At 74.6% G+C, this 8,163-nt stretch carries 8 protein-coding genes and 1 pseudogene; 6 read left to right on the top strand and 3 right to left on the bottom strand.

From position 1 onward, the window contains the following. The first annotated feature begins 179 nt into the window (after window positions 1-179). Complete coding sequence (locus tag VR45_RS21930) at window positions 180-929, top strand: AzlC family ABC transporter permease (RefSeq protein WP_063772526.1); 750 nt, start codon at window positions 180-182, stop codon at window positions 927-929. Next, window positions 929-1,237 (top strand): AzlD domain-containing protein, encoded by a 309-nt coding sequence (locus tag VR45_RS21935; protein ID WP_045941515.1) that lies wholly within the window; start codon window positions 929-931, stop codon window positions 1,235-1,237. The genes VR45_RS21930 and VR45_RS21935 overlap by 1 nt, the downstream gene beginning before the upstream one ends. Before the next feature lie 22 nt (window positions 1,238-1,259). On the opposite strand, the gene VR45_RS21940 is transcribed toward VR45_RS21935, so the two are convergent. After that, entirely contained in the window at window positions 1,260-1,595 is a 336-nt protein-coding gene (locus VR45_RS21940; RefSeq protein WP_159394306.1) for a hypothetical protein, read from the bottom strand. 58 nt (window positions 1,596-1,653) lie between these two features. Further along, the gene (locus VR45_RS21945; RefSeq protein WP_353612712.1) at window positions 1,654-2,082 is read right to left on the bottom strand and encodes a GNAT family N-acetyltransferase; all 429 of its coding nucleotides are present in this window, start codon (window positions 2,080-2,082) and stop codon (window positions 1,654-1,656) included. Window positions 2,083-2,346: 264 nt separating this feature from the next. On the opposite strand from VR45_RS21945, the gene VR45_RS21950 reads away from it, so the two are divergent. From VR45_RS21950 to VR45_RS21965, 4 genes are all read left to right on the top strand, one after another. Next, on the top strand, window positions 2,347-3,537 hold the full coding sequence (locus VR45_RS21950) for an acyl-CoA dehydrogenase family protein (RefSeq protein ID WP_045941516.1): 1,191 nt from the start codon (window positions 2,347-2,349) through the stop codon (window positions 3,535-3,537). Window positions 3,538-3,903: 366 nt separating this feature from the next. Beyond that, a complete protein-coding gene (locus tag VR45_RS21955; protein ID WP_052709271.1) occupies window positions 3,904-4,782 on the top strand; it encodes an alkaline phosphatase family protein in 879 nt (292 codons plus the stop codon). 346 nt (window positions 4,783-5,128) lie between these two features. Then, window positions 5,129-5,608 (top strand): hypothetical protein, encoded by a 480-nt coding sequence (locus VR45_RS21960; RefSeq protein ID WP_045941517.1) that lies wholly within the window; start codon window positions 5,129-5,131, stop codon window positions 5,606-5,608. A 156-nt stretch (window positions 5,609-5,764) separates the two neighbouring features. Next, window positions 5,765-7,069 carry a multidrug effflux MFS transporter gene (locus VR45_RS21965; protein WP_045941518.1) on the top strand — a complete coding sequence of 435 codons (1,305 nt, stop codon included), beginning with the start codon at window positions 5,765-5,767 and terminating at the stop codon, window positions 7,067-7,069. Between the two features lie 202 nt (window positions 7,070-7,271). Here the strand turns inward: VR45_RS21965 and VR45_RS50115 are convergent. Next, window positions 7,272-8,163, bottom strand: a pseudogene (locus VR45_RS50115) (carbohydrate binding domain-containing protein); the annotation flags it as partial.

The raw sequence follows: 8,163 nt of genomic DNA on the forward strand, positions 1-8,163 counted from the left end.
GCCATCGACAGCCCGGCGCGTTCGCGCTCGCGCCGCACGGACACCGAGATCAGCTCGATCAGCTCGCTCCCGGAGGCGCCGGCGCCGGGTCCGCTGTTGCTTCCACTCATCAGTGTTCGCTCCACAGGTCCAAGTGTTCGCCTTGACGAACGAAACCTCTCTGGTTCACTCTACTGGACATGCGTTCGCTCCTCCGAACCCTCGAACGTTCCACGCTCCGTGACATCGCCCTGGTCTGCCTCGCGGGCGCCCTGGTCGGCATCTCGTTCGGGGCGATCTCCGTCTCCGGCGGCCTCCCCCTCTGGGTGCCGGTCGCCATGTCCGTCCTCGTCTACGCCGGAGGCGCGCAGTTCGCCGCCGTCGGCGTCGTGCTCTCCGGCGGTGGCGCGCTCGCCGCCGTCGTCACCGGCCTCGCCCTCAACGCCCGCCTGCTGCCCTTCGGCTTCACCGTCTCCGACGTCCTGGACGGCCCTCGCTGGCGCAGGCTGCTCGGCGCGCACCTGCTCACCGACGAGTCCGTCGCCTTCACCCTGCTCGAGTCCGACCCGCGGCGGCGCCGGGCGGCGTACTGGGTCTGCGGCTTCCTGCTGTTCGTGGTCTGGAACGCCTCCGTCCTCGTCGGCGCGCTGGCCGGCGGGCTGATCGGCGACACCGACGCGCTCGGACTGGACGCGGCCTTCCCCGCCGTCCTGCTCGCCCTCGTCCTGCCCTCGCTCACCGACCGCCGCACCCGCACCGCCGCCCTGACCGGCGCGGCCGTCGCCGTGGCCGCCACCCCGTTCGTCCCGGCCGGTCTGCCGGTGCTGCTCGCCCTGGCCGGGCTGCTGTTCGCGGGCCGCCCGGCGGCCCCGGCACCGGCCGCCTCCGGAGGCGACCCCGCCGCCGTGGCCGAGGGCGAACCCCGGTCCATCGCCGAGGAGGTCCACTGATGTCCCTGCTCGCCATCCTCCTGCTCGCCGCCGGCACCTACGCCTTCCGGCTGGCCGGGCCCCTGCTCGGCAGCCGGATCACCGTCTCGGACCGGCTGCGCCACCTGCTCGCCGTCGCCGCCGCCGTGCTGCTCGTCGCCCTGATCGCGACCGGCGCGCTCACCCGGGGCCACGACTTCGCCGGCTGGGCCCGGCCGGCCGGCGTCCTGGTCGCGGGCGTCCTCGCGCTGCGGCGCGCGCCGTTCCCGCTCGTGGTGGTCGCGGCCGCCGCGACCACGGCGGTGCTCCGGCTGTGCGGCGTCGCCTGAAGCCCCGCCGGGGGCGCGGGCGTCAGCCGGCCTCCGCCTCCCGGGCCTGGGCCGCCGCGAGCCGCTCCTGCTGCACCTCGGGGTGCTTGCTGTCCCACAGCAGCTCCCACACCTTGAACACGCAGTGGTAGTCCCGCATGCTCCCCTGAAGGATCAGCAGATAGCTGTCACCGTCCCGCAGCAGCCTGCGCCGCCGGGCGTTGAACGGGTGCTGCGGGGTGTAGGTCGGGACGAGCCGCCGCAGTTCGGCGACGGCGTCCTCCCGGGTGCCCGCCACCTCGGCGAGCACCTTGCTGCCCCAGATCCGGTCGTCCCCGACGCCCTCGGTCTCCTCGACCACCACGGCCCAACGTCCCACGGTCCACCCCTTGTGCCTCGTCCGTACGCGAAAGCGGTCATCGTAGCGACGCGACGACTCAGCACACCGGGGCGGTACCGGCGGCGGGTACCGGCAGCGCCTTGTAGTAGACGGTCGTCGCGCGCGGAACCCCCGCCGGGTCGGTCGCGAAGTCCGGCACCGCGCCGACCCTGGTCCAGCCCGCCGCCGCGTACAGGCGCTCGGCGGGGCTGTCCGTCTCGGTGTCGAGCACCAGGGTCCGGATCCCGCGCCCGACGGCCGCCGCCTCCAGGGCCGCCAGCAGCCGGCCGGCCAGACCGTGGCCCCGGTCCGCCCGGTGGACCATCAACTTGGCCACCTCCGCCCGGTGCCGGCCGTTGGCGGTCGACGCCGGCCGCAGCTGCACCGTCCCCGCGATCCGCCGGTCCGCGTCGGCACCCGAGCCGGAACCCGCCTCCGGGTGTGCGACCCAGAGCAGCAGCCGCCCCGCCCCGACGTCCGGGGCCAGCGCCCGCCACCAGTCGGCCGCCGCGCAGCGGAGCGAGGAAGCCGACGGACGCGCCGCCGTCGACGGTGTCCGCCAGCAGCCCGCCCAGCCGCTCGGCCGCGCCGAGCAGTTCCTCCGCCGTCACCGGCCGGACTGTGTACATGCTCACTCCCTCGTTTCCGACGGTCCCGGGAGGCGGCCGGTGCGCAATACTCGCCGGTACCCAACGCCGCGACCGGTTCGTGCCGCGACCGGTTCGCGCCGCCGAGACTACAAGGAGCTTCCATGGCGAAGCCGACCAGGATCGACCCCGCCGACCTGCTCGCCGTCGGTGACCTGCTCACCGACGAGGAGCGGCTCGTCCGCGACACCGTGCGGAAGTTCACCGAGGACCGGATCCGCCCGCACATCGGCGACTGGTTCGAGCGCGGGGTCTTCCCCGCCCGCGAACTCGCCCCCGAACTCGGCGCCCTCGGCGTGCTGGGCATGCACCTCGACGGCTTCGGCTGCGCCGGCTCGACCGCCGTCGCCTACGGGGTCGCCTGCATGGAACTGGAGGCCGCCGACTCGGGCCTGCGCAGCTTCGTCTCGGTCCAGGGCTCGCTGGCGATGCGCTCCATCCACGCGTTCGGCTCCGAGGAGCAGAAGCAGCGCTGGCTGCCCGGACTCGCCGCCGGCGAACTGATCGGCTGCTTCGCCCTCACCGAACCGGACTTCGGCTCCGACCCCGCCAACATGCGCACCCGCGCCCGCCGCAAGGGCGCCGGCGAGGGCGCGGACTGGGTGCTCTCCGGCTCCAAGATGTGGATCACCAACGGCTCCCTCTCCGACGTCGCGGTGGTCTGGGCGCAGACCGAGGAGGGCGTCCGGGGCTTCCTGGTCGAACCCGGCATGCCCGGCTTCACCGCCACCGACGTGCACGGCAAGCTCTCCCTGCGCGCCTCGGTGACCAGCGAGCTCGCCTTCGACGAGGTGGTCCTGCCGGCCGACGCCGTCCTGCCCGGCGTCACCGGGCTGCGCGGACCGCTGTCCTCCCTCAACGAGGCCCGCTACGGCATCCTCTGGGGCACCGTCGGCGCCGCCCGCGACTGCTACACCGCCGCCCTCGACTACGCGAAGAGCCGGGTCCAGTTCGGCCGCCCGATCGCCGGGTTCCAGCTCACCCAGCAGAAGCTGGTCGAGATGATGCTGGAGGTCGAGAAGGCCTACCTGGTCGCCCTGCGGATCGGCCGGCTCAAGGACGAGGGCGCGGCCCGCCCGGCACACGTCAGCTTCGGCAAGCTCAACAACGTCCGGGCCGCGCTGGAGATCGCCCGCAGCGCCCGCACCGTGCTCGGCGCCAACGGCATCACCACCGAGTACCCGGTCCTGCGGCACGCCAACAACCTGGAGTCGGTGCTCACCTACGAGGGCACCAGCGAGATCCACACCCTCGTCCTCGGCGAGGCGATCACCGGCGAGTCCGCCTACCACTGACCCACCTACCACTGACCCGCCGGCCGGGGCCCGGCGCACCCGAAAACCGGTACCCGTCCGGGCCGTTCATGACTGGCTTCGTGCCTGGTTCCGCGCCCATGAACGGCCCGACGGCCCACCGTGACGAGTCACCGGTGACGACCGACCGGCCGTCACCGGCCGTCACCGGTCGGCCGGCCTGTGTCGGTCTGCGTCGGTCGGCGTCGGGCTGTGTCGACCGGCTCCGGTCGGACACGGCCAGGACATCCCGCGTTGTCCGGGAGGCAACCTCGCGGTTCGGCGGGCGGTGAAACATGGCCCGGTCGCCGCCGCCCGCCACGGTGCGGGCGCGGTCGGCACCCGCACCGTGAAAGGAACCGCCCCCTCATGTCCGTACCGCCGCTGCCGCGCCCCCGGGTCCTCGTCGTCGGGATCGACGGCGTCCGGTACGACCTGCTGGAGCAGGTCCCGATGCCGAGGCTCGCGGAGGTCGCCGAGGCCGGCTTCCTGGCGCCCGTGACGGTGGCGGAGTCCACGCCCACCATGTCCGGACCGTGCTGGGCCACCATCGTGACCGGTGTGGAGCCCGCCAAGCACGGCGTCTGGGGCAACCACCTCGGCGGCAACCGGCTCGACGTCTTCCCCGACTTCACCACCCGGCTGGCCCGGGGCGACCGGCGCCGTACCTTCGTCGCGGCCGGCTGGGACCCGCTGGTGATCGGCGAGTCCGGCGGACCGCTGTTCCGCGCGCCCGGCCGCCTCTGTTACGTCGCCCCCGCCGAGGACACCCCGGAAGCCTGGGAGGCCGTCGACGAGGAGGTCACCCGGGAGGCCGTGGACGTGCTGCGCGACGCGGACCCGGAAGCCTCCTTCGTCTACCTCGGCGCCGTCGACGAGACCGCGCACTTCCTCGGCTGCGGCGAGGAGTACCGGGCCTCGATGCGCGCCGCCGACGAGCGGCTCGGCCGGCTCCTGGACGCGGTCCGCGCCCGGCCCGGCCACGCCGAGGAGGCCTGGACGGTCATCGTCGTCACCGACCACGGCCACGTGGACGTCGGCGGCCACGGCGGGCGGACCGTCGAGGAGCGCACCGCCTGGGTGGCCTGCGCCGGACCCGGCATCCCCGCCGCCCCGCCCACCGGGGAGATCCGCCACCCCGACGTCGCGGCCCAGGTCTACGCCGCCCTCGGCCGACCGATCGACCCGCACTGGACCCTGGACGGCCGCCCCTTCCCGGTCGCCGTGCCCGCGGCGGCGGCAGCCTGACACCCACCGCCGGCCGGTCACCGGAACGGCGGCACGCCCGCCGCGGACCGTCCGGCGACCGGGTGAGCGACACGCCGTCGCGGCACCCGGGCGGCCCCGGCCGGGCTGCGCGCCGACCGGTCCCGGGCCAGGCTCGTCCGGGGTGAACCCCGAGACCGGTCGGCCCCGTGTACCTCTCAAGGTGGAGGTCGTACCCCCCAAGGACGGCGGTGGATCAAGACCTCCTGGTGACGTCAGGGCCCCCGGTGCCCACCAGGATGGAAGACAACGGGGAGCCGCTCCCGGCCCCGACGGGGTGCCCGGGAGCGGACGCTGAGCAGCAGGGCGCAGGAGAGGACACACGGGCATGAACGGCATCGCGGGCAAGATCGCCATCGGAGTGGTCGGTACGGGCATGGCCGCCGCCGTCGCCACCGTGGCGGTCGGGCCGAGGGTCGCCGAGTGGTACGACGGCCGGCACCAGGAGCAGGCCACCTACGCCAGCGGCAGCGAGGCCAAGGCCGACCGCCGCTCGATGCCGACCTGGCTGCCCGACAACGCCTCCTCGGTCCGCTACCTGATGTCCACCACCGGCGACGACCGCCTGCTGCGCGCCACCGTCCCCGAGGGGCGGCTGCCCGCGGGCTGCACGACCACCGCGACCACCAAGGGCAACCACCTGGCGCCGGTCACGCTCAAGGCGGGCTGGTTCCCGGAGGGGATCACCTCGAAGGTCACCGGCTCCTGCGGTCACTACAAGGTCACCCTGACCGGCAACCAGCTCTACGCGTGGCAGGACGGCGCCGCCGTGCAGGCCGCCCTCCGCGCCGAGCGGCTCCCGCGCTGACACTCCGGCGCTGACGCTTCCGCTCCGGGGCCCCCGCTCCGGGGCTCCCGCCCGGCAGCGAAATGGGCCGGGCGGCCGCCCCGGCTGTCGGTGGCCCGGGGCGCTGGGGTAGGACGGAGCGAGCACGATCGCCGTGCTCGTTCCGAGAGGAGCCCCATGCCTGGTCCGACCGCCGGCTCTGCCGGTGACACGTCGACCGCCCCCGCCACTCCCGTCGATGCCGCTGACGCTGCCGCCACCGGCGCGACCGGCCGCGCCGCCATCGTCGTCCTCGGCGGCCTGGTCGCCCTGGGACCCCTCACCACCGACCTCTACCTGCCCGGTCTGCCCGCGATCGCCGACGACCTCGTCGCCGAACCGGCCGCCGTCCAGCTCACCCTCACCTTCTCGATGTTCGGTGTGGCCGCCGGGCAGCTGATCTTCGGGCCGCTCAGCGACCGCTTCGGGCGCCGGCCGCCCCTGCTCGCCGGACTCGTCGTCTACACCCTCGCCAGCATCGTCTGCGTGATCGCGCCCGACCTGACCGTGCTGATCGCGGCACGCTTCGTCCAGGGCGCCGCGGGCGCCGCCGGACTGGTCATCGGCCGGGCCGTCGCCCGCGACCGCTTCGAGGGCGTCGCGATGATCCGCTTCCTCGCCTCGATCACCCTGATATCCGGCCTGGCCCCGATCCTGGCGCCGCTCTTCGGCGCCCAGATGCTGCGCTTCACCTCCTGGCGCGGCACCTTCGGCGCACTGGCCGCCCTCGGCCTCCTCCTCACCCTGGTGGCCTTCGCCGCCCTGCGCGAGACCCTCCCGGCCTCCGCCCGGCGCGCCGGCGGCCTGAGCGGCACCCTGCGCACCATGGGCGGGCTCCTGCGCAACATGCCGTTCCTGGGGCTGCTGCTGACCAGCACGTTCGCCTTCGGCGCGCTGTTCGGCTACATCAGCGGCTCCTCGGTGGTGCTCCAGCACGTGTACCACGTGTCGCCGCAGACCTACAGCCTGCTGTTCGGGCTCAACTCGGTGGCGATCGTCGGCGCCACCCAGCTCAACGGGCGGGTCCTCGCACCCCGGTTCACCGCCGGGGCGCTGATGCGCACGGGCCTCGCGGTGATGATCGCCGCCGGGGTGTCCCTGGTCCTGGTCACGGCCGTCTGGGACCTCGGGCTGGTCGCGGTCTGCGCCTCGCTGTTCGTGATGATGGCCAGCCTCGGCATGGTCCTGCCGAACTCGGCCGCCCGCGCGCTGAGCCTGGTCGCCCCGCAGTCCGCCGGTTCCGCCTCCGCGCTCCTCGGCACCGGCACCTTCCTCTGCGGGGCCGTGGTCGCCCCGCTCAGCAGCCTGGGCGGCAGCCCGTCGGCGGTGCTGCTCGCGGTCGTCGTGCTCAGCTGCGCGCTGCTCTCCGCGGCGTCCTACCTGCTGCTCCTGCGGCCCGCGCGGACCGCCCCGGCCGATGCGAAGGAGCCGGCCGCGGCGTAGCCGTTCCGGCCCCGGCCCGGGCGGTCCCGGTCCCCGGAGGCCGCTGAACGGAGTCCGCCGGGGTGCCACGACAGCTGGTCGTGGCACCCCGGCGGGGGAGTGGGGCGGGCCGGCCGGTGGACGAGGACCGACGGTGGCGGTCAGCAGGCCGCCGTCATGCGGCCTTCAGCACCTCCCGCCCGCGCGGTCGGTCCGACGACCGTCAGGCGATCGAGAAGTCGTCGCCGTAGACGCTGCCCTGGCCGTACCAGCCGTGCAGGTAGACGGTGACGGTCCCGGAGGCGCCGGTGGTGAACGGGACGATGAGCTTGGTCCAGCCGGAGGCGCTGGTCCAGGTGGAGCCGGTGGCGCCGCCGCTCACGCCGACGTAGGCGTAGCTGCCCTGGACCCAGCCGGTCAGGGTGTAGGACTTGTTGGGCGCCAGGGTGACGGTCTGCGAGCACTGGCCGGTCTGGGACGCGTTGGCCGCCGCCTGGAGCGCGTACGAGCCGGAGTGGACCGGGGTGCCGACCACGCTGCCGCCGGTCTGGCAGGTCCACGGGCCGAGGCTGCCGGTCTCCAGGCCGCCGTTCACGAGACCGCCGGGCGGCGTGACGCCGGTGACGGTCAGCGTGTAGGTGCTGCTGTGGCTGCCGGAGGCGGCGGTGCCGGTCACCGTGAGCGGGTAGGTGCCCGGGGTGGTGGCGGCGGTGGTGGCGACGGTGAGCGTCGCCGAGGAACCGGCGGTCACGGTGCCCGGGTTGACGGTGGCGGTGACCCCGGCCGGGGCGCCGCTCACGGTGAGGTTGACGCTCTGCGCCGAACCGGAGNACCGGAGACCACGGTCGTGCCGACGGTCGCGGTCGCCGAGGAGCCGGCGGTCACCGAACCGGCGGCGGGGCTCACGCCGACCGAGAAGTCGTTGCCGGGCTGGGTGCTCGTCACCTTCAGCGTGTAGGTGCTGGTGTGGCTGCCGGAGGCGGCGGTGCCGGTGACGGTCAGCGGGTAGGTCCCGGGGGCGGCCCCGGCGGTGGTGGCGACGGTGAGGGTCGCGGGGGAACCGGCGGTCACGCTACCGGGGTTGACGGTGGCGGTGACGCCGGCCGGGGCGCCGC

The sequence above is a fragment of the Streptomyces sp. NRRL S-495 genome, from assembly GCF_000966955.1.
Taxonomy (GTDB): Bacteria; Actinomycetota; Actinomycetes; order Streptomycetales; family Streptomycetaceae; genus Kitasatospora; species Kitasatospora purpeofusca.